24 protein-coding genes are annotated in these 25474 nt (G+C 63.8%); 9 read left to right on the top strand and 15 right to left on the bottom strand.

Features of this window, described 5'->3' with window-relative positions; all coding sequences use genetic code 11:
- Positions 1-13: 13 nt before the first annotated feature.
- Together NKH42_RS01745 and NKH42_RS01740 are read right to left on the bottom strand one after the other, a co-directional pair.
- Positions 14-979, bottom strand: a complete 966-nt coding sequence (locus tag NKH42_RS01745; protein WP_352477025.1) for a cation diffusion facilitator family transporter — start codon at positions 977-979, stop codon at positions 14-16.
- A 122-nt stretch (positions 980-1101) separates the two neighbouring features.
- Entirely contained in the window at positions 1102-1911 is an 810-nt protein-coding gene (locus tag NKH42_RS01740; RefSeq protein ID WP_254815869.1) for a transglutaminase-like domain-containing protein, read from the bottom strand.
- A gap of 215 nt (positions 1912-2126) precedes the next feature.
- Here NKH42_RS01740 and NKH42_RS01735 point away from each other — a divergent pair, with 215 nt between their 5' ends.
- A complete protein-coding gene (locus tag NKH42_RS01735) occupies positions 2127-2252 on the top strand; it encodes a hypothetical protein (RefSeq protein ID WP_013528464.1) in 126 nt (41 codons plus the stop codon).
- A 179-nt stretch (positions 2253-2431) separates the two neighbouring features.
- Here the strand turns inward: NKH42_RS01735 and NKH42_RS01730 are convergent, their stop codons facing one another.
- Positions 2432-2860 (bottom strand): DUF6481 family protein, encoded by a 429-nt coding sequence (locus NKH42_RS01730; RefSeq protein WP_023718183.1) that lies wholly within the window; start codon positions 2858-2860, stop codon positions 2432-2434.
- Positions 2861-3089: 229 nt separating this feature from the next.
- Between NKH42_RS01730 and NKH42_RS01725 the strand changes: the two genes are divergently transcribed.
- From NKH42_RS01725 to NKH42_RS01715, 3 genes are all read left to right on the top strand, one after another.
- Positions 3090-4151 (top strand): LLM class flavin-dependent oxidoreductase, encoded by a 1062-nt coding sequence (locus NKH42_RS01725; RefSeq protein ID WP_352506033.1) that lies wholly within the window; start codon positions 3090-3092, stop codon positions 4149-4151.
- A gap of 133 nt (positions 4152-4284) precedes the next feature.
- Positions 4285-5445: an AI-2E family transporter gene (locus tag NKH42_RS01720; RefSeq protein ID WP_352477022.1), complete on the top strand. Its 1161-nt coding sequence runs from the start codon at positions 4285-4287 to the stop codon at positions 5443-5445.
- 150 nt (positions 5446-5595) lie between these two features.
- A complete protein-coding gene (locus NKH42_RS01715; protein ID WP_352506034.1) occupies positions 5596-6597 on the top strand; it encodes an LLM class flavin-dependent oxidoreductase in 1002 nt (333 codons plus the stop codon).
- A gap of 155 nt (positions 6598-6752) precedes the next feature.
- Here NKH42_RS01715 and NKH42_RS01710 read toward each other — a convergent pair whose 3' ends face one another.
- Together NKH42_RS01710 and NKH42_RS01705 are read right to left on the bottom strand one after the other, a co-directional pair.
- On the bottom strand, positions 6753-7376 hold the full coding sequence (locus NKH42_RS01710; protein ID WP_352506035.1) for a L,D-transpeptidase: 624 nt from the start codon (positions 7374-7376) through the stop codon (positions 6753-6755).
- A 249-nt stretch (positions 7377-7625) separates the two neighbouring features.
- Complete coding sequence (locus tag NKH42_RS01705) at positions 7626-8645, bottom strand: LacI family DNA-binding transcriptional regulator (protein ID WP_352751758.1); 1020 nt, start codon at positions 8643-8645, stop codon at positions 7626-7628.
- 217 nt (positions 8646-8862) lie between these two features.
- Here NKH42_RS01705 and NKH42_RS01700 point away from each other — a divergent pair, with 217 nt between their 5' ends.
- Genes NKH42_RS01700 through NKH42_RS01690 form a run of 3 tightly spaced genes read left to right on the top strand, consistent with a single transcriptional unit; the run spans position 8863 to position 12718 of the window.
- The gene (locus tag NKH42_RS01700; protein WP_352751760.1) at positions 8863-10446 is read left to right on the top strand and encodes a sugar ABC transporter ATP-binding protein; all 1584 of its coding nucleotides are present in this window, start codon (positions 8863-8865) and stop codon (positions 10444-10446) included.
- Entirely contained in the window at positions 10443-11756 is a 1314-nt protein-coding gene (locus NKH42_RS01695) for an ABC transporter permease (RefSeq protein WP_352477019.1), read from the top strand. Before NKH42_RS01700 ends, NKH42_RS01695 begins: the two co-directional genes overlap by 4 nt.
- A complete protein-coding gene (locus NKH42_RS01690; protein WP_254815861.1) occupies positions 11753-12718 on the top strand; it encodes a substrate-binding domain-containing protein in 966 nt (321 codons plus the stop codon). Before NKH42_RS01695 ends, NKH42_RS01690 begins: the two co-directional genes overlap by 4 nt.
- A 69-nt stretch (positions 12719-12787) precedes the next feature.
- Here the strand turns inward: NKH42_RS01690 and NKH42_RS01685 are convergent, their stop codons facing one another.
- The 6 genes from NKH42_RS01685 to NKH42_RS01660 are packed head-to-tail and all read right to left on the bottom strand — an operon-like array spanning position 12788 to position 19849.
- Positions 12788-13249, bottom strand: a complete 462-nt coding sequence (locus tag NKH42_RS01685; protein WP_352686651.1) for a MarR family winged helix-turn-helix transcriptional regulator — start codon at positions 13247-13249, stop codon at positions 12788-12790.
- Positions 13246-13830: an amino acid synthesis family protein gene (locus tag NKH42_RS01680; RefSeq protein ID WP_352467809.1), complete on the bottom strand. Its 585-nt coding sequence runs from the start codon at positions 13828-13830 to the stop codon at positions 13246-13248. Before NKH42_RS01680 ends, NKH42_RS01685 begins: the two co-directional genes overlap by 4 nt.
- Positions 13823-14698, bottom strand: a complete 876-nt coding sequence (locus NKH42_RS01675) for a UPF0280 family protein (protein WP_352686410.1) — start codon at positions 14696-14698, stop codon at positions 13823-13825. Before NKH42_RS01675 ends, NKH42_RS01680 begins: the two co-directional genes overlap by 8 nt.
- Positions 14695-16239: a 6-hydroxynicotinate reductase gene (locus NKH42_RS01670; RefSeq protein ID WP_352686407.1), complete on the bottom strand. Its 1545-nt coding sequence runs from the start codon at positions 16237-16239 to the stop codon at positions 14695-14697. Before NKH42_RS01670 ends, NKH42_RS01675 begins: the two co-directional genes overlap by 4 nt.
- On the bottom strand, positions 16236-18989 hold the full coding sequence (locus NKH42_RS01665) for a molybdopterin-dependent oxidoreductase (protein ID WP_352686403.1): 2754 nt from the start codon (positions 18987-18989) through the stop codon (positions 16236-16238). Before NKH42_RS01665 ends, NKH42_RS01670 begins: the two co-directional genes overlap by 4 nt.
- Complete coding sequence (locus NKH42_RS01660) at positions 18989-19849, bottom strand: FAD binding domain-containing protein (protein WP_352686400.1); 861 nt, start codon at positions 19847-19849, stop codon at positions 18989-18991. The genes NKH42_RS01665 and NKH42_RS01660 overlap by 1 nt, the downstream gene beginning before the upstream one ends.
- Positions 19850-20119: 270 nt before the next feature.
- Here NKH42_RS01660 and pncA point away from each other — a divergent pair, with 270 nt between their 5' ends.
- Entirely contained in the window at positions 20120-20719 is a 600-nt protein-coding gene (gene pncA / locus NKH42_RS01655; protein WP_352506043.1) for a bifunctional nicotinamidase/pyrazinamidase, read from the top strand.
- Positions 20720-20759: 40 nt separating this feature from the next.
- On the top strand, positions 20760-22187 hold the full coding sequence (locus NKH42_RS01650; RefSeq protein WP_352751764.1) for a sodium:proton antiporter: 1428 nt from the start codon (positions 20760-20762) through the stop codon (positions 22185-22187).
- On the opposite strand, the gene NKH42_RS01645 is transcribed toward NKH42_RS01650, so the two are convergent.
- The 4 genes from NKH42_RS01645 to NKH42_RS01630 are packed head-to-tail and all read right to left on the bottom strand — an operon-like array spanning position 22188 to position 25465.
- On the bottom strand, positions 22188-22907 hold the full coding sequence (locus NKH42_RS01645) for an ABC transporter ATP-binding protein (RefSeq protein WP_352686394.1): 720 nt from the start codon (positions 22905-22907) through the stop codon (positions 22188-22190). It lies immediately after the preceding gene.
- Entirely contained in the window at positions 22900-23628 is a 729-nt protein-coding gene (locus NKH42_RS01640; RefSeq protein ID WP_352506045.1) for an ABC transporter ATP-binding protein, read from the bottom strand. Before NKH42_RS01640 ends, NKH42_RS01645 begins: the two co-directional genes overlap by 8 nt.
- Positions 23625-24587 carry a branched-chain amino acid ABC transporter permease gene (locus NKH42_RS01635; protein WP_352751766.1) on the bottom strand — a complete coding sequence of 321 codons (963 nt, stop codon included), beginning with the start codon at positions 24585-24587 and terminating at the stop codon, positions 23625-23627. Before NKH42_RS01635 ends, NKH42_RS01640 begins: the two co-directional genes overlap by 4 nt.
- Entirely contained in the window at positions 24584-25465 is an 882-nt protein-coding gene (locus tag NKH42_RS01630; RefSeq protein ID WP_352751768.1) for a branched-chain amino acid ABC transporter permease, read from the bottom strand. Before NKH42_RS01630 ends, NKH42_RS01635 begins: the two co-directional genes overlap by 4 nt.
- Between the last annotated feature and the right edge of the window lie 9 nt (positions 25466-25474).

The following is a 25474-nucleotide window of genomic DNA, read 5'->3' as shown; positions in this document are numbered from 1 at the left end:
CAAGCCATTTTCCTTAGGCCGGTTCTTGTCCGGATGCCCCCGCCAAGGCCTTGCTCCGGCGTTCCCAGGTGCCGGTGGTCTGAGGCTTGACGAACAGCCGCGTCACCTCCGGCATCTCCGCTTTCAGCCGCGTCTCGAGGCGTTCGACGCAGGTCTCTATCTCGGGCGCCGACAAGTGGTCCTCGAACTCGATGCTCAGAGCGGCGACGATCTCCTGCGGACCCATATGCAGCGTCAGCGCGCCATTCGCCCGCTGCACCGCCGGGTCCTGCTGGACGATGTCCAATACTTTCATTTGCACCTCGGGCGAAGCCGGCTCGCCGAGCAGCAGGCTTTTGCTTTCGCGCGCCAGGAAGATCGCGGTTGCGCCCAGGATCAGCGCGATGCCGATCGACGCGGCGCCGTCGAGCTTCGGCATGTCCAGCAGTTCCGCCGCCGATATCCCGGCGAAGGCGACAACGAGGCCGAGAAGTGCCGCGCTGTCCTCGAAGAGTACGGTGTAGACACTAGGATCCTTGCTGAGCTGCACCGCCTCGAGCCAGCCGTGGCTGCCTTTTTGGTGGCGGAACTCCTTCAGCGCCACCAGCCAAGAGGTGCCTTCGAAGAGGAAGGAAAGGCCAAGGACAGCGTAGTTCACCTTGGCGTTGGCAATCGGCTCCGGCGTCATGATGTGCGTCACGCCTTCGTAGAACGATATGCCGGCGCCCAGTGCAAAGACGAGGAGCGCAACGATGAAGCTCCAGAAGTACAGCTCGCGGCCATGGCCGAGCGGATGCGTGCGGTCGGCCGGGCGCGCGGCACGGTGCATGCCGTAAAGCAGCAGGCTGCCATTGCCGGTATCGACGAGCGAGTGGACGCCTTCCGAGAGCATTGCCGAGCTGCCCGTGAACAAGGCAGCGGCGAATTTGGTCAGTGCGATCGCAAGATTTCCGGCGAGCGCCGCATAGATCACTTTTTTCGACCCGCCATGCGCCGCCATGGTGTGCTGCCTTGGTTGATGCACCGAGATTGGCGGAGCGTCCGCCCACGCTCCACAGCTCTCACAACGCCTGAAGCGCCGAGTTGTTCACAAAGTCAGTTATCCAAAAGGGCGGGGCGGGGCTATTCGACGACCTCGTCCGTCCAGACCTTGAAGCCAGCCAGCGCGCCCGGCCCGAAAATGTGGGTCAGCGGCACATCAGCGGCATCGCGTCCGGAGGCGATCAGGATACGGCCGATGCGCGGCGCGTTGTTGCGCGGGTCGAACGCGTGCCAGCGGCCGCCGAGATAGACCTCCATCCAGGCGGCGAAATCCATGTCCGACCACGGCTTTGGCAGGCCGATGTCACTGATATAGCCGGTGCAGTAGCGGGTTGGAATGTTCAGGGCGCGGCAGAAGGCAACAGCGAGGTGAGCAAAGTCGCGGCACACACCACTCTGCTCGCGATAGGCTTCGGCGGCGGTGCGTGTCGGCCGTGCATTGAAGTAGTTGAAGACGATGTGGTTATGGACGAAGTCGCAGACCGCCTGGACGCGCGGAATGCCGAGCGGGGTGCTGCCGAACAGCCGCCACGCTTCATTCGACAGCACGTCGCTCTCGCAATAACGGCTGGGCAGCAGGAACAGCAGCGTCTCCGACGGCAGATCGCGCACCTCGTGCTGCCACGCCGTCAGCTCGCGCGTCTCGAAGGAGCCGGGGTCGCGGATGACCGCGTCGGTGCCGAAGGCAAAGCGCCCGGCCGGCGCAACGAGACGGTTGCACCAATTGCCGAAACTGTCGCGGTAGCTCTCGATCGGCACCGGCGGGTTCGACGTCAGGAAGTCCGGCCGCTCAAGATCGGATGCGCGCGAATAATGGACATTTAGCATCGCGATCAGCGGTGTTTCCTGCGGGAAGTCGAAGCTCATCTGGCAACCGATGTGGATCCGCATTGTCGTCCTGACCGGCCTGCCTGATCATCAGCCGGCGAAACGCGAGGGCTGATGCTGCAGTGCGAAGAAGACCATGGCACGGACCGCTGCGGTTTACGAGGGAATTAGAAACCGGTTAACAGCCATCGGTCAGGGCGACTGCCCGGCAGCGGCCTCTTGCAGTCGAGCGTTTTCTCTTGTTTCACTTCGCCAGACGTCAACTGGAGGAACGAATCATGGCTAAGGGTGCGATGAAGGCAGGCAAGGAAGCCCGCAAGCCGAAGAAGGACGCGAAGAAACCAGCTCCGGCGCCGGCCCTGAAGGCACCGCCGGTGAAGGCGATGAAGCTGAAGGACAAGTAGGGCCGCAGCTACCGTTTCGGCTTATTTCGACCGGCCGCAAACGCGGCCGGTATGATTGTTCACTAAGCTCACGCGCATCCCCTATGGATGCGGCGAAGATAGATTTCGCGCATTTAAGAAATCGGCCGAAAGCCATCGAAACGGAGCGTTCCGATGGCTTGAATCAGTGCCGGAAGGCGTTATCGCGCGGAGAAGCCGGGCGGCGTCCTGCCGGTGCGCTGCTTGCGCGCGGCATAGCGGGCGTCACGCTTGGCCTTGCGTTCGGCCTCGTCGGCAAGAAAACGGGCGATGCGCTCGTTCTCTTCAGCTTCCCGGATCTTCGCTTCGGCCTGTGCGGCCTCTTCGGCGGCGATGCGTGCCGCTTCGGCGGCTGCCTCGCGCTCGGCCTTTTCGGCCGCTTCGCGCGCCAGCTTTTCCTGCTTCAGCCTGGCCTTTTCGGCCTCACGTATCGCGCGGGCCTCGAGGATCGCCTTGCGCTCGGCCTGTCGTGCCAGCACCGCTGGATCATCTGCCGCCGGCTTTGCCTTGAAGCGCTCCAGAAGCGCCTTCTTTGCCTCGTTCGCGGCATTGCGCCGCTCGAAAACGTCTTTTTCCCTATAGATAGCCAATTCCACTTCCCTGAAGTCAATTTGCGAGGCTTACATACGCGTGAAAACCGAGAGTTCAAGCGCCAAAACGGTATGCCAGCCATGAAATTCTGATCTGTTGCAGCCGGGAGACGCCATTTCGATTGAATTCGGCTGAGAGGCACCCGCACTGTTCACCATCCAGGCATCTGGCGGGGCGGCGGACTGATCGCTACCTGTAGCGCCAGGACAAACCCTGGGATGACACACTATGGAACTCGGTCTCTACACTTTCGCCGACGTCAGCCCGGAACCGGGTCCCGGTGCGATCGGTGCGCACGAGCGGCTGCGCAACTTGATCGAGGAGATCGAGCTCGCCGACCAGGTCGGGCTGGACGTCTTTGGTCTCGGCGAGCACCACCGTCCCGACTACGCTGCCTCCGCTCCGGTTGTGGCACTGGCGGCGGCCGCCGAACGAACCAGGCGCATAAGGCTGACCAGCGCTGTCACCGTGCTGTCGTCCGACGATCCGGTGCGCGTCTTCCAGCAGTTTGCCACCCTCGACCTTCTGTCCGGCGGCCGGGCGGAGATCATGGCCGGGCGCGGCTCGTTCATCGAGTCCTTTCCGCTGTTCGGCTACAATCTCGAAGATTATGACGAGCTCTTCGCCGAGAAGCTCGACCTGCTGCTCGCCATCCGCGATAATGTCAAGGTGACCTGGTCGGGCAGTCTGCGCGCTCCGATCAATGATCGCGGCGTCTATCCCCGGCCCTTGCAGGACAAATTGCCGATCTGGATCGCCGTCGGTGGAACGCCGCAATCCGTCGCCCGCGCGGGCGTGCTCGGGTTGCCGCTGGCACTGGCGATCATCGGTGGCGAGCCGGCGCGGTTCGCACCGCTGTTCGACATCTACAGGGATGCAGCCAGACGCGCCGGCAACGATCCGGCAAGCCTTGCCACCAGTCTCAACGTGCACGGCTTCATCGCCGACAGCACGGACCAGGCAGCCGACGATTTTTACGGGCCGCAGGCCGAGGTGATGAACCGTATCGGCCGCGAGCGCGGCTGGGGGCCGACATCGCGGGCGCATTTCGACCAATCGCGCGGCCCAAACGGCGCGCTGTTCGTCGGCAATCCAGAACAGGTGGCCGAGAAGATCATTGCCCAGCACAGGATATTCGGCAACGACCGCTTCCTGCTGCAAATGGCGATCGGCACCATGCCGCACGCCAAGGTGATGAAGGCCATCGAACTCTACGGCACCAAGGTGGCGCCGATCGTGCGCCGGGAAACTGCGAGGGCCGTTCCCGCCGTGGCGGCACCGGTTGCCTGATTCCCAGTCACCTGATTCATTGGCAAGGCCGCGCGGCGGCCTTGCCGGTGACGCCGGCTAACGGAACCTTGAAGCGACAGAGGCGTTTTCGCCAACGGTCTGCACCAATCGCGGTGTGCCGCCGAGGGTCAGAATGAAAGCCGAACCCGCCGCTTCGGGCGCAAGCGCTGCCGAAAGCCCGGATCCGCGCGTCGAGGCACGGGCGGATGCGCATCTGATGCGTTCGCTGCTCGTCGGCATCTTCATCCTTATGGCGATCTACGCGCTTTACTTCGCCCGCGCCTTCTTCATGCCGGTCATTCTGGCTTTCCTGCTGGCGCTGACGCTGACGCCGATCGTTCGCTTCCTGCGCAAGCATGGCATGCCCGATGTCATTTCGGCGACACTGCTGGTGCTGCTTTCGTTCTGCCTCGTCGCCGTCGCGGGATATCTGCTCAGCGGCCCGGTCATCGACCTCATCAACAACACCTCCACGATCGGCCAGCAGCTTACCGAACGTCTGGCACAATTGCGCCGTCCGTTCGAACGGATCGTGGAGATTTCGCGCCAGATCGAGGGCCTGACACAGACTTCCCAGGAGCCGGGCGTTCAGAGGGTGGCGATGGCGCCATCCGGTATTCTCTCGCAGGCGGCCGGCAATGTGCTGTCGGCTGGCGTCAGCGTTACCATCGTCTTCGTCCTGTCGCTGTTCCTGCTCGCCTCGGGCACGATGTTCTATGAAAAGATCGTCCAGTCCTTCCCCAGTCTCAGCGAAAAGAAGCGGGCGCTGCGCGTCGTCTACGACGTCGAACGTGAAATCTCGCATTATCTGCTTACCGTCACGGTGATCAATACATGTCTCGGCATTGTCATCGGGCTCGGCCTTTGGGCGCTCGGCGTGCCCAACGCGCAGGTCTGGGGCGCGGCAGCGGCTCTGCTCAATTTCCTGCCTTATATCGGGGCGCTGACCACCATCACGCTGGTCACGATCATCGCGCTGATCAGCTTCGACACGATTTCCTATGCGCTGCTGGCGCCGGCCTTCGTCCTTATGTGCGATGTCGTCGAAGGCCAGTTCGTGACGCCGACGGTCGTCGGCCGCCGTCTTGAGATCAACGCAGTGGCGATCCTCATCGCCATCGCCTTCTGGTCCTGGCTGTGGGGTTTCGTCGGCGCCTTGCTGGCGGTGCCGCTGCTGGTCGTGATCAAGGTGTTCTGCGATCATTTCGACGGCCTCAGTCATGTCGGCAATTTCCTCGCGGCGCAGCATACGGCGGTGATCGAGGACGAAGAAATTCACGAGGCGAAAAAGTAGCGGCTTAAGGGTCAAAAACGTCCCCCGATTGGATCACGACCTTGCATCGGTGGCACGTCCGTTGTGCCTGCAGTGCTCAATCAACATTTTGAATTTGCCGCCTCGGCAACGGCTTCCTACATCCGTTCGGCCCACAGGAAACCCGCGCCGATGACCGCTCTTTCCGTTCTCGACCTGTCGCCGATCGTCGAAGGCAGCAACGCTTCGCAGTCACTCGCCAATTCGCTCGATCTCGCCCGGCATGCCGAGCGGCTGGGTTACCGGCGCTATTGGCTGGCAGAGCACCACAACATGCCGGGCATCGCCAGCGCCGCCACCTCGGTGGTCATTGCCCATGTGGCCGGCGGCACCAAGACCATACGCGTCGGCGCCGGCGGCGTCATGCTGCCCAATCATTCGCCGCTGGTCATCGCCGAGCAATTCGGCACGCTCAACGCTCTGCATCCTGGTCGCATCGATCTCGGCCTCGGGCGGGCGCCCGGCACCGACGTGGCCACGGCACGGGCGCTGCGCCGCAACCTCGATGCTGGCGCCGACAATTTCCCGCAGGACGTCGTCGAGCTGATGGGTTACTTCCAACCGGCCGAAGACGGCCAACGCATCCGCGCGGTGCCCGGCGAAGGCGAAAAGGTGCCGATCTGGATTCTCGGCTCCAGCCTCTACGGCGCGCAGCTTGCCGCCATGCTCGGCCTGCCCTACGCCTTCGCTTCGCATTTTGCGCCGGCCGAGCTCGACCATGCGCTGGAGATCTACCGCTCGCGTTTCCAGCCTTCGGAGCAGCTCGACAAGCCTTACGTGATGCTCGGCCTCAACGTCTTCGCCGCTCCTTCCGATGCCGAGGCGCGGCTGCTGTTCACCTCGCTGCAGCAGGCCTTCGTCAATCTGCGCACCGGCCGGCCCGGCCGATTGCCGCCGCCGGTCGAAGGATATGAGCGCGACCTCGATCCAATGGCCAAGACCATGCTCGGCCAAGCGCTTTCCTGCGCCGTCGTCGGCTCTCCCGAAACGGTCAGGCAAGGCATCGAGGCCTTCGTGCGCCGCACCGGCGCCGACGAGCTGATGGTCACAGCGCAGATTTTCGACCATGCGGCGCGGGTGCGCTCGTTCGAGATCCTGGCCGACGCTCACAAATCGCTGTCGGAAGCTGCCTGAGAGTTGGTTCGCCACTTGCCACTGTTGCGGGCAAGGCCGGCCTTGGGCAGGGAACCTCGCGAACAGGTGTGCGAAGACACAGCGAACATTTCGCGCGCTTTACGCGGAGGTTTTCGATCCTCATGCTCGTCCGTTTGCGGGAAACGCGGCGTCCACTAAATGACGATCACCTTGGTGCCGATTGTGGCGCGGTCATAGAGATCGATGATGTCCTGGTTCATGAGGCGAATGCAGCCAGCCGACACAGCTTTGCCGATGGACCACCATTCAGGGCTACCGTGCAGGCGATATCCAGTGTCACCTTTCTCGTTGAAAAGATAGAGCGCCCGCGCCCCGAGCGGGTTCATGAGTCCGCCCTCCATATGGGCCGGTATGATGCGGCCTCGCTTCTGCTCGCGCACGATCATCGCAGACGGCGCGCTCCAATCCGGCCATTCGCGCTTCCTCGCAACGTGAGCAGTGCCATGCCACTCGAAGCCCGCCTTGCCAACGCCGATTCCGTAGCGCAGCGCCTGACCGTCTCCCAACACGTAGTAGAGGAACTTCGCTCCTGTATCGACAATGATGGTGCCCGGCGCCTCTTCAGTCGCATAAGGTACTGTCTGCCGATGGAACTTTGGGTCAACCTTGTAGATCGGAACCGGCGGAACGCGAAAACCGGCGTCGGTGAGGCCGCCATAGGCCGAGGGGAAAGTCTTTAATGCGCCGCTGGTAGTGCAGCCGAAGAATACGGCCATCCCAGCAAGAACCAGCCCGATTAGGATCGATTTCACGCGCATGACTCAAGCCGGCGCCCGTGTGAACGATCAGCCGCATCTCGTCATATTCCAGACATGCTTCGATTGCCAAGATTTTCCTGACTGTCGGCTGGCTGACCGTTGGCCACTTGGCTCGATCGGCGCCGCGTCCTTCCATTGCTCGGTTTTCGAACGACGAACGCCCGTAGTGGCTGCGAAGGCCCGGGTCGGCAGGACAGGGGGACCGCTGGTCCGTCCGGCATTGCAAAGTTTCTGAACGGAGCCCAAGCGCTACGCGCTGACGCTCTGCGCAGTCGCACCTAGCGGACGGCATGAATTGCGGATCATCAGGCGACCCTTGAGCGTCAGCTTGCGCGGCGGCGCATCCCTGTTTCCGGCGAGCCGGTCGAGCAGCAGATTGGCCGCCTGCTCGCCAATCGCCTGCACCGGCTGTGCGACCGTGGTCAATTGCGGCCGGAACACATCCGACCACGGAAAGTCGTCGAAGCAGGCGACCGAAATATCCTCCGGACAGGACAGGCCGATATCGCGAATGGCCTTCATCGTGCCGATCACCATCGGGTTGTTGGCCGAAAAGATGGCGCTCGGCCGGTCGTGCAGCGAAAGCAGCTGCATGGTGGCGTTGTAGCCGTCGACTTCATGGAAGTTGCCGAAGCGGACGAGCTCGGGCTCGGCCGGCAGGCCGGCGGCCTGGAGGGCCTCGCGGTATCCCGCCATGCGGTCATGCATCGGCGAGATATCGAACGAGCCGGAGATGTAGCCGATGCGCCGATGGCCGAGATCGATCAGGTAGGTGATGGCGTCGAACACCGCGCGCTGGTTGTCGAGAACGACGGCATCGGTGTCGACACCCTGGCAAACACGGTCGAGCAGCACGACCGGCACATTGGCGTCGTCGACAATCGGTTTGAGGATCGCGCCGTCGCCGACACGCGCGACGATCAGTCCGTCGACCATGCGGTCGAGCAGCAATCTGATCTGGTCGTCCTGCGTGTTCAGGTGCTCGTCGGTGCAGCACAGCATGACGGCGTAACCGGCCCTGTCGAAAGCCTGCTGGATGACCGAAACCACGTCGGTGAAGAACGGGTTTGTGATGTGGGGGACGGTGAGCCCGATGGTGCGTGTGGTGCCTATCTTCAGGCTGCGGGCAATGGCGTTGCGCTTGTAGCCGATGTCGCGGATCGCCTGTTCGATGCGCTGGCTGAGCTCGGGGCTGACGGTCGCGGTGCCGTTGATCAGCGCCGACACCGTGGCCACGGAAACACGCGCGGCCTCGGCCACGTGAAGCATGGTCGGAGCAGTGAATTTGCGCTGCTTTTTTCGTCCTGACGCTGTCATTTTCGAAACGTTTCACCACTCCACGGCAGCAATACGTACGGAATCTTACGATTTTGCGCAAGAATTGAAATGGAACAATCTCAGACTCCAGATATTGCCTTGACATGATCGAAACGTTTAGATTAGCGTTTGAGGTGTTCGGTGGCGACGGAGGGAGGCCGTCCTTGTCATGCAGCACGGCAATTCCATCCCTGCGCAAGGCGTTGTGGCGGACGGCTCGGCTATCGTGTTGAGCGCCGAGCACATCTCCAAGTCCTTCGGTGGCATCGCCGCGCTTGTCGATGTCGATTTCGAACTGCGGCGCGGCGAGGTCCATGCGCTGATGGGCGAGAACGGCGCCGGCAAGTCGACGCTGATGAAGATCCTGTCCGGCGTCTATACGGACTATAACGGAACGGTCAGTATCGATGGCGATGCGGTGCGCTTTGCCGGCGTCCGCGAAGCCGAGCGCGCCGGCATCGCCATCATCCACCAGGAGCTGAATCTCGTTCCCGAACTCAGCGTCGCCGACAATATCTTTCTCGGCCGCGAGAAGCTGATCGCCGGGCTGATCGTCGACCGCAAGGCGAGCAGCCGCGCTGCCGGCGCGCTGCTGCAAAGGCTCGGCATCGAGCTCGATCCGGATGCGCGCGTCGGTGCCTTGCGCGTCGGCGAACAACAACTGGTCGAGATCGCCAAGGCGCTGTCGATGTCGGCGCGCATTCTGATCATGGACGAGCCGACCTCGGCGCTTTCGCCAGCCGAATGCCAGCGGCTGTTCCGCATCATCCGCCAGCTCGCCGACAGCGGCGTGGCGATCGTCTACATTTCGCACCGCATCGACGAAGTCATGCATCTGGCCAGCCGGGTCACCGTGTTCCGCGATGGACGCCACGTCCTGACGCGGGCGATGGACAAGCTCGACGAAGACGCCATAATTTCGGCGATGGTCGGGCGAAACCTGCTGGCTTCCTCCCAGGAGCACCGCATCCCCGGTGTCAACACCGTCCTTTCCGTAAGCGAGCTGTCGCTGTCGAAGCCGAATCGCCATGGCTGGCGCACCGTGCTCGACGGCGTCAGTTTCGATCTTGCCGCAGGTGAAATCCTGGGTATCGGCGGGCTGCTGGGCTCGGGCCGGACCGAAATCCTGGAAACCATCTTCGGGTCCAGCGGCGGACGTGCCGGCGGTGAGATCAGGCTCGATGGCGAGGTGGTAGAAATCCGTTCGCCGCGCGATGCGCGCCGGCTCGGCATCGCCCTTGTCACGGAAGACCGCAAGACGCAAGGCCTGCATCTCGAGGCCTCGATCACCGACAATGTCGCGCTGCCGTTGGTCGGTGCGCTGGCGCGGTTCGGCCTGCGCTCGCTGGCCGGTGAGCAAGGGCTGGCACGGGACGCCGTCAAGGCGCTCGGCATTCGCTGCGAGACCGTCGAGCAGCCGGCCGGCACGCTGTCCGGCGGCAACCAGCAGAAGGTCGTCATCGGCAAATGGCTGGCGACGAGGCCGCGGGTGTTGCTGCTCGACGAGCCGACGCGCGGCATCGATGTCGGCGCCAAGCGGGAAATCTACGATCTCATCGTCAAGCTGGCGCGAGACGGGCTGGCGATCGCGGTCATCAGCTCGGAATTGCCGGAGCTGCTGCATCTTTCCGACCGTATCCTGGTCATGGCCGACGGCCGCCAGACGGGAATCCTGTCCCGCGCGCAAGCCAGCGAGGAGGCCATCATGCGGCTTGCGGCGCCGCGACGGACGATTACGAGGCCTGCCGCATGAGCATTTTGCATATCCTGTCCCGGACGAAGCTCTATTGGGGCCTGATCGCCATCTTCCTGATCGGCGTGCTCGGCTCGCCGATCAGCTCCAAGGGCAACAACATTTTCCTGTCCTACGGCAACCTGCTCGACGTGCTGCGCCAGGTGTCGACCACCGGCCTGATTGCCACCGGCATGACGGCCGTGATCATTACCGGCGGTATCGACCTTTCCGTCGGCTCGCTGATGGCGATCTGTACGGTGGTCTGTGCCATGCTGCTGACGGTCCCCGGCGTGACGCCGGCGGTGGTGCTTGGGGTGCCGACAGTTGCCGTGGCAGCCCTTTGCCTCGGCATTCTCGTCACTCGTTTCATCCTGCTGAACGTCGAAAAATCCCGTGCCGGCGCGCAGGCGACGCACGACATCAGGCTGGACAGCGTTCGCGGGCTGGTGACGCCCGGCATTGTCGGGGTGATCCTGTGCAGTCTGGTGCTGTGGTTCCTGCTGCCGCAGGTAGGCTCAAAATTCGGCGTGCTCGGTGTGCTGCTGGTGGCGCCTTGCGTCGGCCTGCTGTTCGGCGCGCTCAACGGCTTCATCATCGTCGCGGGGCGGCTGCAGCCCTTCATCGTGACGCTGGCGATGATGGTTACTGCGCTCGGCATCGCCCGGCTGACAGCCGGCCAGAACAATGCGGTGCTGCCGGTCTATACCGGCTCGAACGCCACGGCCGATTTCGAAATGCTGCGCTCGCTGGTATTCGGCGTGATCCCGATGCCGGGCCTGTTCTTCCTCGGCGCCATCCTGATCTACGGCGCCGTGCTGCGCTTCACCCCGTTCGGCCGCTATGTCTATGCAATCGGCGGCAATGAGGAGGCGGCGCGGCTGTCGGGCATCGCCGCAGGCCGCGTGAAGATCGCCACCTATGCCGTGTCAGGGCTGCTGGCCGGCATCGCGGCGGTGCTCTATGTCGCGCAGTACCGGCAAGGCAAGCCGGACGCCGGCGCCGGGCTGGAGCTCGACGCGATTGCCGCCGTGGTCATCGGCGGCACCAGCCTGATGGGCGGACGCGGTAGCCTCACCGGGACGTTCTGCGGCGTGCTGATCTTCGGGCTGCTCTCTAACATCCTGCAGCTGCACAACATCAATTCGAACCTTCAGCTGGTGCTGAAGGGGATGATCATCATCGGTACCGTGCTCGTACAGGAGCGCAATGCCGGTGATCTTCTCTTCTATCTGCGGCTGCCCGGTGGGCAAGCGCACAAGGAAACGGCCGCGGCAAAGCGGCCGTCGCAAGAGACCGCGTCTCTGAATATTGGAGGAAACAAGAAATGAAACGACGTGAATTGTTGAAGCTCGCCGGGCTGACAGCGGCACTCCTGACCACGACCGCCATGCTTGCCGGCGGCGCCCATGCGCAGGACAAGAAGTGGAAGATCGGCTTTTCGCAGGTGACGACCATCGAACCCTGGCGGGCTCAGTTCAACAAGGACATCCTGGCCGAAGCGGCCAAGCATCCGGAAGTCGAACTGATCATCACCGACGGCGAGGACAAGACCGAGAAGCAGGTGGCCGACGTCGAGAACCTGATCCGTCAGGAGGTCGATGCGCTCTTGGTATCGCCGAAAGAATCCGCCGGTCTGACCGGTGTCGTGCAGCAGGCGATCGATGCGAAGATCCCGGTCTTCGTGCTCGACCGCAACGTCGAAACCAATGACTACACGCAGTTCGTCGGCGGCGACAACAAGCTGATCGGCCGGGCTGCCGGTGAATATGCCGTCGAGCTGCTTGGCGGCAAGGGCAAGGCCGCCGGCAACGTCGTCGAGATCTGGGGCGGCATGGGCACCCAGCCGGCACACGATCGCCATGACGGCTTCCATGAATTCACCGACAAGGAGCCGGGCATAAAATACCTGCTCGACCAGCAGTCGGGCGACTGGAAGCAGGACCAGGCCTACAACATCATGGCGACCGCGTTGCGCAACAACGAGAAGATCGATCTTGTCTACGGCCATAATGATCCGATGGCCTATGGTGCCTATCTTGCCGCCAAGGACGTCGGACGTGAGAAGGACATCAAGTTCATCGGCATCGACGGCCTGCCCAATGAAGGCGTGCAGCTGGTCGCCAATGGCGAGCTGACGGCGACGTTCACTTATGTGACGCCGGGCGCCGAAGGGCTGCGGCAGGCGATCAAGTTCCTGAACGGGGAGAAGGTTGAAAAGACCATCACCCTGCCGACGCAGAAGATCACCAAGGAAAATGCCGCCCAGATCCTGAAGGACAACGGCCTCTGAGACGAGGCTTTCCTGCCGGGCGTTTCAGCGCCCGGCAGGAACAACAATCAAACGCCGGCAGGCAGCAGATTAAGCCAGCTTGCCCAGCAGCTTCATGAAAATGGCAGCCTCCTTGGCGGAAAGCGGCGCCAGCGTTTCCTGCGTGATCTCGCGGGCAAGCGGAATCAGCCGCTCGATCGCGTCGCGCCCCTCGGCCGTCAGATTGACCAGCAGGCGCCGTTTGTCGACTTCGTGTTTGCTAAGTTCGACAAAGCCACGCGCTTTCAGCCGGTCGATGACACCCTTCACGGTCGCCGCATCCATGGCGATCAGGCTGCCAAGCTGGTTCTGCGAGGTCTCGCCGACGTCGCGCAATTTGGCCAAAGCGGCAAATTGCGGCGGCGTCAGATCGGCGATGTGTGCGGCGAAGATCGAGACATGGCGCTGATGCGCCTTGCGCAGGATGAAGCCGACCTGCTCCTGCAAGCGATAGTCGTTTTCGTCAGGCTCCTCGGTCTCGACCAGCTTGAGCAGATTGTCTTCGGCGCTCACCGCAGCCCGTCCCATGCCTTGATGTCCTTGGCCGCCAGCCCTCCCATGCGGTCGTGCACGCGCGGGCCGCAGGTCATTGCGAGGCAGAACAGGATCTCGTCGGGACGCGGGCCATCGCTGATGCCGATTTCCATGGCATCGAAATGGCTGCGCACATAGGCGGCGTTGATGTGGCCGAGCGGCACATCGAGCCGCGCGCCGAAAGCGCCGACCTTCTTTGCCGACGGCACGATCGCCTTGGCGTCGCCGAGCCGCTCGCGCATCGCATAGCCGCCCGGCACATGCCACAGCGCGCCATGCTCCAGCTCGCCCGCCATGCCGACGATGGCGCCCTTGCCGTAACCGTCGATCTGTTTCACGTCGCCGCCCAATGCGGCAATAAGCCTGTCGGAGAGCAGCAGCCCGAGCGGCTTCAAATCCTCCATGGCGCTCTGTAGTTCCTCGACGTAACGGCCGGCGAACGGGTTCTTGACCACAGCCATGGCCGCGGCGCGGCGCCGCGGCACCTTCGCCACCGGCCCGCCCTCGTGAAAAATCTCTTCGGTCAGCACGGCGATCTTGCGGATCGGAAACTCAGGCATGAGCAATTTCCCTCTCTAAAGCTTTATCGGCGAGCCCCATCGGACCTGCGATGCGCGCCTGACCGCCGAGGAAAAGCGCCGCGGCGGCAATCAGACCGCGCCGCCGAAACTCCTCGGCAACGGCAAATCCGCCTTCCAGCGCAATAGCGATTTCAGCGGCGGAAAGCGGCCCCACGCCCTGCGTCACCAAACGGTCGCCGAGATCGCTGTCAGGTGCGAGATCGCGCGCCCGTACGCGCCTAACGGCCGGATGACCGGGCAGGTCGACGGCGTTGGCGATCAAGGTCGCGGCGGCATCGGCGTCAGCACCCGTTCGCGCCAGCACCGTGACCGCGTCGGCGATGCCGAGCGAAAAGGAGCGGCCGCGCCAGCCGCTGGTCGCGACGCCGCGGATCCCATCTTCGGCGCGGATCGTGAGACGATCTGCCAACCCATGACCTGTCCCGGCAATGGCAAGCGTCATCGACTGCCCGTTGCCGAGATGGATCGCGCTGTCGCCGCCATTGTTGACATAGGCGCGCTCGAGCCGGCGGTCGGCAAGCAGGGCCCCAAGCACTTCGTCGGCTACCGAGCCGGCGACGGCCGCCATCGGTGTGATAAATTGTTTCGCTAGCGGAACGACCGCCGCTTCCATGCGGCGCGCCGTCGGGCCAGCGAAAGGACGTGGCCGCGAGGCGGCCGGGCGCCGTAGTTCGGGCAACTCTTCGACCAGTTCAACCAGGATTGGCTGGAAGCGCGCCACTGCCTGGCTATAGGCAGTCCGGCATTCGCTTGCCTCGCCGAAGGCCTCGACGATCAGGTCGATCGGCCCATGATTGAGGTGAAGCCTCCGGCCGTCCTCGAGCCAATGCGCCTGCGGGCCGTTCATCGCCCGGCCCCGTTTGCGGCCGCGCGACGCAACTGAGCCAGCGGCGGCCAGGGATTGTCCCGGGGTGCGGCCGTGCCGCGGCGCGGATTGAGATATTCGCCGCCCTTGGCCAGGATATCGTCGACGCTGCGGATTTCGGCTTCGTAGCCGCCAAGCCTGACATAATCGTCGCGGCGCATGGTGAACTCGATCGGGGCCACCAGCGCCGGCGTCGGCACATAGCCGAAGGCGCCTTCCGGCACGCGGGTGACGTCGACCATCAGCGTGATGCCGCCGCCCGGCCAGACATAGACCGGCGCGCCGCCGACCGTCACATAGGTCTTGAGGCCCTGCACCGAGCGGGTCAGATTGACCGGGTTCTCGGTGACGCCGGCGCGCAGCGAGCCGCCGGCGCCGCCGACGAAAAGCACGGTGCAGAGCGCCGGCTCACAATTGTCCTCGATCAGTTCAACCGACTTCCGCAGCCGCTCCGGGAACGGTTTCTGCACAGGCTTCAATTCGTCGTCGAGCTCGTAATAGGCGAATTGCTCGCCGGTGGTCGAGACCATCAGCAGCGACATGCCGGGGCGCGCACCCTTTTTGGCGTTCCATTCACCAAGGATCGACAGCGGGTCGGAGATACTGGTGCCGCCCCAGCCGAGGCCGGGTTCCGACACCTTGAAATAACGGCCCGGCGTCGAACGGCGGCCGATGATCTTGATGCCGGTATCCTGCCAGCCAAGCACCTTGCCGGCCTGATGCTCGGAGACGACGCCGGTGATGTGGTCATCGACCACCACCGCCTCGTCAACAAGGCCGCGCCATTGGGTCGCGAACATGCCTATGGTGGCCGAACCGCAGCCGACGCGCATGCGCTGTTCGAGCTTGCCGTCGATGACCGGCGGCTTGCCGGCTTCGACGATGACGGTGGCGCCGCCGTCGATGACGAGTTCGACCGGTTTGCGGTTGCACAGGGCGAGCATGGCGTCACAGGTGGCGCGCCCTTCAGCCTTCGAGCCGCCGGTCAAATGATGTACGCCGCCCAGCGACAGCATCTGCGAGCCGTATTCGCCGGTGGTGACATGGCCGATCGCCTCGCCTTGGGCACGGACCGTCGCCGTTTCGGGGCCGATATGACGATCGGTGTCGATCTTCACCTTGACGCCGCAATAGGAGAAGATGCCCTCGGTGACGACGGTGACCAGATCGACGCCCTCGACCTCCTGGCTGACGATGAAAGGCGCCGGCTTGTAATCGGGATAGGTGGTGCCGGCGCCGATGGCGGTGACGAAGCGGCGGCCGGTGTTGACCAGTTCGCCGTCCCATGCCTCGCCTTCCTCGGCAAAGGGTACGATTGCGGCGCCGGTCTCGGCCGCGTGGTCGAGGATGGTCAGCGGATCCATCCGCACGATCCTGCCGCCAACATTGCCGTAGCGATCGCAGGCGCCGGTGCGGCCATCGGCGATGTAGCACATGACCGGACAGGCATCGCAGCGGATCTTCTCGGCCACCAGCTTCTCGCCGGGATCATGCGTCTCGAAGCGTTCGGCAAGCTCGCTCATCGGCGCGCCTCCTTGTCGCGGATGGCGGCGCGGATGCGGGTTGGCGTCGCCGGAATTTTGGTGACCAGCACACCTGTTGCATGGCGGATGGCGTTGAGGATCGCCGGCGCCGTCGGAATCAGCACATGCTCGCCCAAACCCTTGGCCCCGAAGGGTCCTTCCGGATCCGGAACTTCTATCAGGATGGTCTCGATCGGCGGCACGTCGCCGATCGTCGGGATCAGATAGTCGTGCAGGTTTTCGGTGCGGCCGGGGATATACTCTTCCATCAGCGCCATGCCGATGCCCTGGGCGATGCCACCCTCAATCTGGCCCTCGGCAAGCAAGGGATTGATGGCCTTGCCGACATCGTGGGCGGCAGTGATTTTTATCAGCTTCACAGTGCCGAGCTTGAGGTCGACCTCCAGTTCGGCGATCTGGGCGCCATAACCATAGACGGCGTAAGGCTTGCCCTGACCTTTTGCATCGAGCGGCTGGGTCGGCGGGTCGTAGCTTTCCTCGGCCCGGAAGACAAATCCTTCGGCGTCTGCCTTTAGCGAGGAAAGATCGATGCGGCGCGTTGCTTCGCCTTCCCTAATGCTCAGGCTTGTGCCGTCCAGCGCAATCGCCGCCTTTTGCGAGACATTGGCGAAACGCAAGATCTCCTCGCGCAAGGCGCGGCCGGCCTTTTCGGCGGCCTTGCCGGTGACGAAAGTCTGGCGCGAGGCCGAGGTCTTGCCGGCGTCGGGGGTGATCGCCGTATCGGCGCCTTTCAGCCGCAACTTCTCCAATGGCAGACCCAACGCGTCGGCGCAGATCTGCGCGATGACGGTGTTGGAGCCTTGCCCGATATCGACCGCCCCCTGATGCAGGACGACTTCGCCCGATATCGAGATGCCGACCTTGATGGTCGACGGATTGGGCAGCGAGGTGTTGCCGCAGCCGTACCAGCAAGAAGCGATGCCGACGCCGCGTTTTTTGATGCTGCTACCGGCATTGAACGCTTCGGCATCGCGAACGGCACGCTGCCAATGTGAACGGAGGGCCTCCAGGCAGTCGGCGATGCCGACGCCCGACTCGAGCCGCTGCCCGGTAACTGTTTCGGATCCGTTCCGAAGGCAGTTCTTCAGGCGAAAGTCGAGCCGATCCATGCCGAGCTTGTCGGCCAGCTCGTCATAGAGGGTCTCCTGCATGATCGTGGCCTGCGGCACGCCGAAACCGCGAAAGGCGCCGGCAATCGGGCCATTGGTGTGGATGGCGCGGCCTTCGGCGCGATAGTTCGGCGTAGCATAGGGGCCGGAGGCGTGCACCGGCACGCGGTTGGCGACCGTCGGCCCCCAGCTGGCATATGCGCCGGTGTTGAAATCGCCGGCGAAGACCATGCCGGTGACACGGCCGTCGGCATCGGCGCCGATGCTCGCTCTCATCAGGGCCGGATGGCGCTTGGTGGTCGAGATCATCGATTCGGTGCGGCTGTAGGCGAGCGCCGCCGGCCGGCCGGTTTTCATGGCGATGAGGCCGATGAGCGGTTGCAGCGAGACGTCGAGCTTCGAGCCGAAGCCGCCGCCGGTCGCGGTCGGCACGATGCGCACCTTTTCCGGGGTAAGGCCGAGCACTTTTGCCGTGTCGTCACGGTCCATATAGGGCGCCTGCGTGCAGGCGACGACGACCAGCGTGTCGCCGTCCATGAAGGCATAGCCGGCTTCCGGTTCGATATAGGCGTGCTCGACATAGGAGGTGTCGATGGCGCCAGAAACGACGAAAGCCGCACCGGCAAGCGCGGCTTCGGGGTCGCCACGCTCGACAAAGCCGGAGGTGAGCAGGTTCGAGGGCCGGTTTTCATGGACCAGTGGCGTGCCGCCGGCCTGCGCTTCGCCAGTTTCCAGAAAATGCCGCAACTCGGTCCAACTGACAGGGAAATCGGCTAGGTCGAGATCGAGGATAGCCTCGCGTTCGCCGGCAACCAGCGCCACCGCCTCGCCGCGAAAGCGCGAAACCCCTTCGGCCAGCGCCGGCTGGTCGGCGAAGGGCGCGATGACGCCGAAACAATTCTTTCCCGGAATGTCGGCGGCGGTGAAGACGCCGGCAATGCCGGGACGGGATTTCACCCAGCTGCCGAGATCGCCGAAGCTGAAGGCGGCATGATAGTGCGGTGAGCGGACCACCAGCACCCACAGCGCGTCGGCGGGGAAGGAATCGCCGCCGAATTTTTCGCCGCCAGTGACTTTCGGCACGCCATCGAGGCGGATCGGGCAGGAGCCGACGGCGTGGCCAGAGGATGGCATGCGCTGATCGAGACCGCCGGCGTGGCGCCAAGCATCCATCACCGCCGCGACGATCTTGCGATAGCCGGTGCAGCGGCAGAGTACACCGCCGAGCGCATCCTGCGTTTCAGCCTCGCTCGGGTAAGGCGTCCTGTCCAGGAGTGCCGTTGCGGCGACCAGCAGGCCGGGCGTGCAGGCGCCGCACTGTGCTGCGCCATGGCTGAGAAACGAGGCCTGCAGTGCCGACAGCCTGCCGTTGCCGAGACCTTCGACGGTCGTCACGACGGTGCCGGAGGCGGAAGCCGCGGGCATCAGGCAGGCGCAGACCGGCTCGCCGTCGACCAGCACCGTGCAGGCGCCGCAATCGCCGGCATCACAGCCGACCTTGGTGCCGGTCAGCCGCAGCTCGTCGCGCAACACCGCGGACAGCCGCCGCACCGGCGGCACGCAAACGCTGACGGCGGCGCCGTTGACCTCGAAGGCGATGTCGGCGCGCTCCATGCCCATCAGGCCGCCGCCCTTTCGCCGGGGATTGCGCCCACAGCACCAAGCACAGCACGGACGACTATCTCGCGCGCCGCATCCAGCCGATATTCGGCGCTGCCGCGCACGTCGCCGATCGGCGACAGCTCGTCCATTGGCGCGGATTGGATCGCAGCGGCCAGCGCGGGGCCGACGGGCAGGCCGTGCAGCGCCGCCTCGACACTCGCCAGGCGCCTGGCGACGACCGAGCAGGACCCGACGGCGACGGCCGCTTTCCTGACAATACCATCTTCGACGGCCAGGCGTGCGGCAGCCATGGCGATGGAGATGACGAGATAACGCCGCGCGCCGAGTTTCACGAAGGCGGAGCCGCCGGCGGTCGCAGGTTTGGCAATACGGATTGCCGTCACCATTTCGCCGGACTGCAGAGCGGTGCGACGGTTGCCAAGAATGAACTTTGCAAGGGGCAAATGCCGGGTCGCAACCGAGGAACGCAGTTCGACTTCGGCATCGAGCACCAGCAGCGCCGGCACACCGTCGGCGGCCGGCGAGGCATTGCAGAGATTGCCGGCTATCGAGGCAACGTTTTGGATCTGCACCGAGCCAACTTCCCGCGCCGCCTGCTTCAGCACGTCGAAGGCCGCCGGCAGCGGATGGCGGACGAGATCGGTCCAGGCGGTGCGGGCGCCAATGAGCCAATGGTTTTCGGCTTCAGCAATGCCGCGCAATGCCGCCAGGCCATTGATGTCGAGGATATTGTCGCGGAAAGGCTTGCTGCCCTGTGCCGGATAAAAATCCGTGCCACCGGCAAGGATGCGCCATTGCCCTTCGCCCAGCAACGCGAGGGCGTCGTCGACCGTGGTGGGTTTTGCGTAACGGATCACGCTTTGCCTTCCCAGAATGGGCTTCCCGAGAGGGATCCTGCCGAAAGACCTTCCCGAGCATTCAAGGCAGGAAATTCATTCGTATGCAAATGATATCAAGCCGGCAGGAATTGTCAAAGCCAGAGTTTGCACGGCTGTTGGCACCGTGCGCCCGGAACGCATTTGTTATGCCACGAGAGGTTGACGCAGCCGGCCATCTGGTCAAGTTTCTGCGTCCGGTCGCGTTTTTATTGGAGCCTAAGCTCAGGACAAAGAAAATAAGGAGGCTCCATGGCCGACGAAGCGCTTGTCATTATCGACCTGCAGAACGATTTCTGCCCGGGTGGCGCCCTGGAAGTGGCCGGTGGCGACGAAATCGTGCCGTTGGTCAATGATCTTATCCGGCGGACCGAGCACGTCCTGCTGACGCAGGACTGGCACCCTGCCGGCCATTCGAGCTTTGCCTCCAGCCACCCCGGCAAGAGACCGTTCGAAACGATCGACATGCCTTATGGCGAGCAGACGCTGTGGCCTGATCACTGCATCCAGGGCAGCTTGGGTTCGGACTTCCATTCCGGCTTGGCCTGGAGCAAGGCCGAGCTGGTCATCCGCAAGGGGTTCCGTCCTGCGATCGACAGCTATTCGGCATTCTTCGAGAACGACCGGACGACGCCGACCGGCCTTGCCGGCTATCTCCGGGAGCGGAATATCGATACGCTGACCCTGGTCGGCCTGGCGACGGATTTCTGCGTCGCCTTTTCGGCGCTCGACGCGGTCAAGCTCGGCTTTGCGACGTCGGTTCGGCTCGACGCCTGCCGCGGCATCGATCTCAACGGCTCCATGGAGACGATGCTGGGCCGGATGCGCGATGCCGGCGTGGCACTGATTTGAACGTCATCCAGCCGAACCTGACAGACTTTTGAGGGGCTTCATGCGGTTTGCGGCGTTGACGGCAAGTGCTGCATTTATTGCCGCGATCCTTTCTCCGGGAGCGGTTCTCGCGGCCGAAGCGCACGAATTGCCGGGCGCCGCCATGTCGCTGTGGTGGGTGTTGCCGTTTGCCGGGCTGTTGCTTTGCATTGCGACCGGCCCGCTGCTGTTCCATCATGCCTGGGAGCACCATTACGGCAAGATCGCTGCCTTCTGGGCAGCATTGGTGATCGGGCCGCTGGCAATCGCCTTCGGCATCCCGTCGGCCACGCAGGCGGTGCTGCATGCGCTGCTCACCGAATACATGTCGTTCATCATCCTGCTGTTTGCGCTGTTCACCATTTCGGGCGGCATCTTCGTTGCCGGCAACATACACGGCACGCCGCTGGTCAATGCCGGGCTGTTGCTGGGCGGGGCGGTGCTTGCCTCGATCATCGGCACAACCGGCGCCTCGATGATTCTGATCCGGCCGCTCATCCGCGCCAACGATAACCGGCGCTTCAACGCCCATGTCGTCATCTTCTTCATCTTCCTGGTGTCCAACATCGGCGGCTCGCTGACGCCGCTCGGCGATCCGCCGCTGTTCGTCGGCTTTCTGCGCGGCGTCGATTTCTTCTGGACGACAGTTCACCTGTTGCCCGAGACGCTGTTCGTCGCCGGCGTGGTGCTGGTGGTTTTCCTGGCGATCGACATCATCATGCATCATCGGGAGGAAGGCGCGCCGAAGATCAAGGATCCGACGCCCGACAGCAAGGTGCGCATTCGCGGCCTGGCCAACATCCCGCTGCTGGCCGGCGTAATCGCCGCGATCCTGATTTCCGCTGCCTGGAAGCCGGGAGTGAGTTTCTCGTTTCAGGGCGTCAGCCTCGAGCTGCAGAACCTGGTGCGCGACGCCGTCATCCTGATACTGGCCTTCACGTCGCTTGTCGTCTCGCCGAAGGAGTTTCGCGGCGCAAACGCCTTCAGCTGGGGGCCGATCGCCGAGGTGGCGAAGCTGTTCGCCAGCATCTTCATCTGCATCGTTCCGGTCGTCGCCATATTGCGGGCCGGCCTCGACGGCGCGCTGGCGCCGTTGGTGCTGCTGGTCAGTTCGCCGACCGGCGCGCCCGACAATCTCGCGTATTTCTGGCTGACCGGAGCGCTGTCGTCCTTCCTCGACAATGCGCCGACCTATCTGGTGTTCTTCGAACTGGCCGGCGGCGATGCGCAGCATCTGATGACCGAGCTCGCCTCGACGCTGGCGGCGATCTCGGCAGGCGCGGTGTTCATGGGCGCAAACACCTATGTCGGCAACGCGCCGAATTTCATGGTCTACGCCATTGCCAGGCATCGCGGCATCAAGATGCCGAGCTTCTTTGGCTATATGGCGTGGTCGGGCGCCGTGCTGATCCCGACTTTCCTGCTCGCCGGCTTGCTGTTTTTTGCCTGATCAGCCGACGCCGACATAGCGACGGACCGCCGAGGGATCGGCACGCAGTTCCTCGACATCGACCGTCTCGCGGTTGCGGCCGTTCTCGATGAAGCAAACGCGGTCTGCGACCGAGAGCACGGCGTCGACGCGCTGTTCGACAAGAATTGTCGACACGCCGAGCGCTCGCAGTTTCGACACGGTTTCACGGATCCTGGCGATCATCGACGGCATCAGCCCTTCGGTCGGTTCATCGAGCAGGAGCACCTGCGGTTCCAGACACAGGGCGCGGGCCATGGCCAGCATCTGCTGCTCGCCGCCGGACAGCGTGCCGGAACGCTGCCTGAGGCGCTGGCGCAGCAACGGGAAAAGATCGAGCACGTTCTCGCGCGTCGCCTTGCCCTTGTTGCGGGCCATCAGGCCGATCTCGATGTTTTCCGCCACGGTCATCTCGGCGAACAGCCGCCGGCCCTGCGGCACGTAGGCGACGCCAGCCTTGGGCACCTCATGTGCCGGCAGACCGGTCAATTCCCGGCCTTCGAGCCGGATCGAGCCGGCGCTTGCCGGCACCAGGCCCATGATCGCCTTCAGCGTCGTCGTCTTGCCGGCGCCGTTGCGGCCGAACAGGCAGAGCACCTCGCCCTCGTTCAACACAAGATCCAAGCCATAGAGCACCTGGACTTCGCTATAGAAGCAATCGAGCCCGGATATGGTCAACGCCTTGGACTGGGCCTCAGCCATGGGTGGTCCCCAGATAGGCGTCCTGCACCGCGGCATTGGCGCGGATCTGCTCGGGCGTGCCTTCAGCCAAGATCCTGCCGGCATTGAAGACGGTGATGCGGTCGGCGAGTTGCATGACCACCGGCATGTTGTGCTCGATCAAAAGCACGGTGGCACTGTCGGCGATCTCGCGCACCAGCTCGATGAAATTGTCGATCTCGCTATCGGCCAGCCCTTGCGTCGGTTCGTCGAGGATCAGCAGCCGCGGCTTCAGTGCCAGTCCCATTGCCACTTCCAGCAGCCGCTGGTGACCGTAGGACAATTGCCCGGCCGGCATTTGCGCCCGGTCGGCAAGGCCGGTGCGCTCGAGAGCCGCCATGACGCCGGTGTGAACCGCGCCCTTCGAGCGGCCGTCGGTCAGCGTGCGCTGCACCGGCAGGGCAACATTGTCGTAGGCGCTGAGATTGGCAAAGACGCTGGTGATCTGGAACGTGTAGGCGATGCCAAGGCGAACTCGGGCGTAGGCAGGCAGGCTGGTGATGTCGGCGCCGTCGAAGACGATCATGCCCGACGAGGGCTGGATGCGGCCGCTGACCAGGCTGACGAAGGTGGTCTTGCCGGCACCGTTGGGGCCGATGATGGCGCGGATCTCGCCCGGCATCAGCGCGAAGTCGACGCCGTCGACGGCGCGCAAGCCGCCGAAACTGCGCGACAGGCCTTTGGTGGTAAGCAGCGGCATCATGGCAACCACCCGAGCCAGCGCTGGCGGATGCTGCCGAGAATGCCTCTCGGGAAGAACAGCACCAGCAGGATGAGCGCTATGCCGACGATCAGCAGATAGGCCGAGGTGTAGCCGCTGGCGACGTCGATGACATAATACATGAACAGTGTGCCGATCAGCGGACCGAGCGTGGTGGCGGCACCGCCCAGCAGCACCCAGAGCAGCGGCAGGATGGAATACTGCACCGAGGCGAAGCTCGAGCCGACATAGCCGAACAGCAGCGCATAGGCAGCGCCGGAAGCCGCACAGATGCTGCCGGAGATGACGACGGCGGCAAGCTTGCTGGAGAACGTGTCGTAGCCAAGCATCTTGGTCCGCTCCTCGTTCTCGCGGATGGCGACCAGCACACGGCCATAGCCGGAGCGGACTATCGCCAGGCTTATGAGCAGCACGATCGAGAACAGTGCCAGCGCACTTATATAGCGCACGGTCGCGTTGGTGAGGTCGAATGACGTGCTGCCCAGGACAAGGACCCGCATCGGCTGCGGCACCACCAAGCCCTGGTCGCCGCCGGTCCAGGCGGCGAAATAAAGAATGAGGAGATAAAATACCTGAGCGAACATCATGGTGACGATCATGAAGGCGACGCCGGAGGTGCGCAGCGCCAGCAGCCCGATCACCAGCGCAAGCAGCGCGCCGCAGGCAAGCCCGGCTGCGAAGGCGGCCGGCACGCTCCAGCCGAGATGGATGACGGCAAGGCCGGCGCCATAGAGCCCGGCTGAAAAGAACATGGCATGGCCGAGGCTTAGCAGCCCGACATAGCCGAACAGCAGATTGTAGCCCATGGCGAAGACCGCCAGCACCATAATGCGGGCGAGCAGGCCGTGATGATATTCCGGCAGGACAAAACTAAGCCCGAAAAGCAGGGCGATGACGCCGAGATGCAGCGCATATGGCTTTGCCGGCGAAGCATCCTTCATCGCGATGCTGTCCCGAACAGGCCTTGCGGCCGGAACACCAGCACCATGGCGACAAGCACGGTGGCTATGATCTTGGCCAGCGTCGGCGAGAAGAACACCGAGATAATGCCGTCGGACAGTCCGATCAGCACCGCGGCGAGCACCGTGCCGCGCAACGAGCCGAGGCCGCCGATGATGACGACGATGAACGAGAGCAGCAGCGGGTCCTGCCCCATCAGATAATGCGCCTGGCTGATGGGCACGATCAGCACCGCGGCCACAGCCGCTAGCATGGCGCCGAGCGCGAAAACGCCGGCATAGACTCTGGTCACCGGGATGCCGAAGGCCTGCGCCGTCTCGCTGTCATATTGCGTGGCGCGCATGACGAGGCCCATTTTCGTGCGCGTCAGCACCAGCCAGGTCGCGACCAGCAGCAGCGCCGACGCGGCGATGATCGACAGCTTGTAGCCGGAATAGCCGAACCACGGCAGGAGGATGCGATAGCTGAACGGCGGCTCCACCGGCCGCGCCTCCGGGCCGTAGAAGGTCAGCGCCAATTGCTGGATGATGTAGAGCATGCCGATGGTGGCGACGATGGTGGCTTCCGGATTATAGTTGAGCCGGCGCAGCACCAGCCGTTCGGCGACCAGCGCGATCAGACCGACGATCAATGGCGCCAGCACCAGGGCGGCCAGGAAGCCGAGCGCAGGATGGCCGGATATCGCCGTAGAGATTGCCCAGGCAAGCACCGCGCCCAGCATGAAGAACTCGCCATGCGCGACATTGACAACGCGCATGACGCCGAACACCAGCGACAGGCCGAGCGCCGTCAGCGCCAGCACGGCGGAGGTGACGAGGCCTTCGAGGGCGGCGAGGAGCAGGTGAGGTCCGAAGTGCATCGGCTAAGC

The sequence above is a fragment of the Mesorhizobium sp. M1142 genome (assembly GCF_040318565.1).
GTDB lineage: Bacteria > Pseudomonadota > Alphaproteobacteria > Rhizobiales > Rhizobiaceae > Mesorhizobium.
This window is presented reverse-complemented; position numbering and strand designations above follow the sequence as displayed.

Bases quoted from the DNA above. Each gene is read 5' to 3' on its own strand.
- NKH42_RS01735 (WP_013528464.1), top strand. From the start codon at position 2,127: ATGGCTAAGGGTGCGATGAAGGCAGGCAAGGAAGCCCGCAAGCCGAAG.
- NKH42_RS01740 (WP_254815869.1), bottom strand. From the start codon at position 1,911: ATGCGGATCCACATCGGTTGCCAGATGAGCTTCGACTTCCCGCAGGAA.
- NKH42_RS01635 (WP_352751766.1), bottom strand. From the start codon at position 24,587: ATGAAGGATGCTTCGCCGGCAAAGCCATATGCGCTGCATCTCGGCGTC.
- NKH42_RS01725 (WP_352506033.1), top strand. From the start codon at position 3,090: ATGGAACTCGGTCTCTACACTTTCGCCGACGTCAGCCCGGAACCGGGT.
- pncA (WP_352506043.1), top strand. From the start codon at position 20,120: ATGGCCGACGAAGCGCTTGTCATTATCGACCTGCAGAACGATTTCTGC.
- NKH42_RS01710 (WP_352506035.1), bottom strand. From the start codon at position 7,376: ATGCGCGTGAAATCGATCCTAATCGGGCTGGTTCTTGCTGGGATGGCC.
- NKH42_RS01705 (WP_352751758.1), bottom strand. From the start codon at position 8,645: ATGCTTCACGTGGCCGAGGCCGCGCGTGTTTCCGTGGCCACGGTGTCG.
- NKH42_RS01715 (WP_352506034.1), top strand. From the start codon at position 5,596: ATGACCGCTCTTTCCGTTCTCGACCTGTCGCCGATCGTCGAAGGCAGC.
- NKH42_RS01670 (WP_352686407.1), bottom strand. From the start codon at position 16,239: ATGAGCGAGCTTGCCGAACGCTTCGAGACGCATGATCCCGGCGAGAAG.
- NKH42_RS01645 (WP_352686394.1), bottom strand. From the start codon at position 22,907: ATGGCTGAGGCCCAGTCCAAGGCGTTGACCATATCCGGGCTCGATTGC.
- NKH42_RS01665 (WP_352686403.1), bottom strand. From the start codon at position 18,989: ATGGGCATGGAGCGCGCCGACATCGCCTTCGAGGTCAACGGCGCCGCC.
- NKH42_RS01700 (WP_352751760.1), top strand. From the start codon at position 8,863: ATGCAGCACGGCAATTCCATCCCTGCGCAAGGCGTTGTGGCGGACGGC.
- NKH42_RS01720 (WP_352477022.1), top strand. From the start codon at position 4,285: ATGAAAGCCGAACCCGCCGCTTCGGGCGCAAGCGCTGCCGAAAGCCCG.
- NKH42_RS01630 (WP_352751768.1), bottom strand. From the start codon at position 25,465: ATGCACTTCGGACCTCACCTGCTCCTCGCCGCCCTCGAAGGCCTCGTC.
- NKH42_RS01680 (WP_352467809.1), bottom strand. From the start codon at position 13,830: ATGCCTGAGTTTCCGATCCGCAAGATCGCCGTGCTGACCGAAGAGATT.
- NKH42_RS01695 (WP_352477019.1), top strand. From the start codon at position 10,443: ATGAGCATTTTGCATATCCTGTCCCGGACGAAGCTCTATTGGGGCCTG.
- NKH42_RS01745 (WP_352477025.1), bottom strand. From the start codon at position 979: ATGGCGGCGCATGGCGGGTCGAAAAAAGTGATCTATGCGGCGCTCGCC.
- NKH42_RS01640 (WP_352506045.1), bottom strand. From the start codon at position 23,628: ATGATGCCGCTGCTTACCACCAAAGGCCTGTCGCGCAGTTTCGGCGGC.
- NKH42_RS01690 (WP_254815861.1), top strand. From the start codon at position 11,753: ATGAAACGACGTGAATTGTTGAAGCTCGCCGGGCTGACAGCGGCACTC.
- NKH42_RS01675 (WP_352686410.1), bottom strand. From the start codon at position 14,698: ATGAACGGCCCGCAGGCGCATTGGCTCGAGGACGGCCGGAGGCTTCAC.
- NKH42_RS01650 (WP_352751764.1), top strand. From the start codon at position 20,760: ATGCGGTTTGCGGCGTTGACGGCAAGTGCTGCATTTATTGCCGCGATC.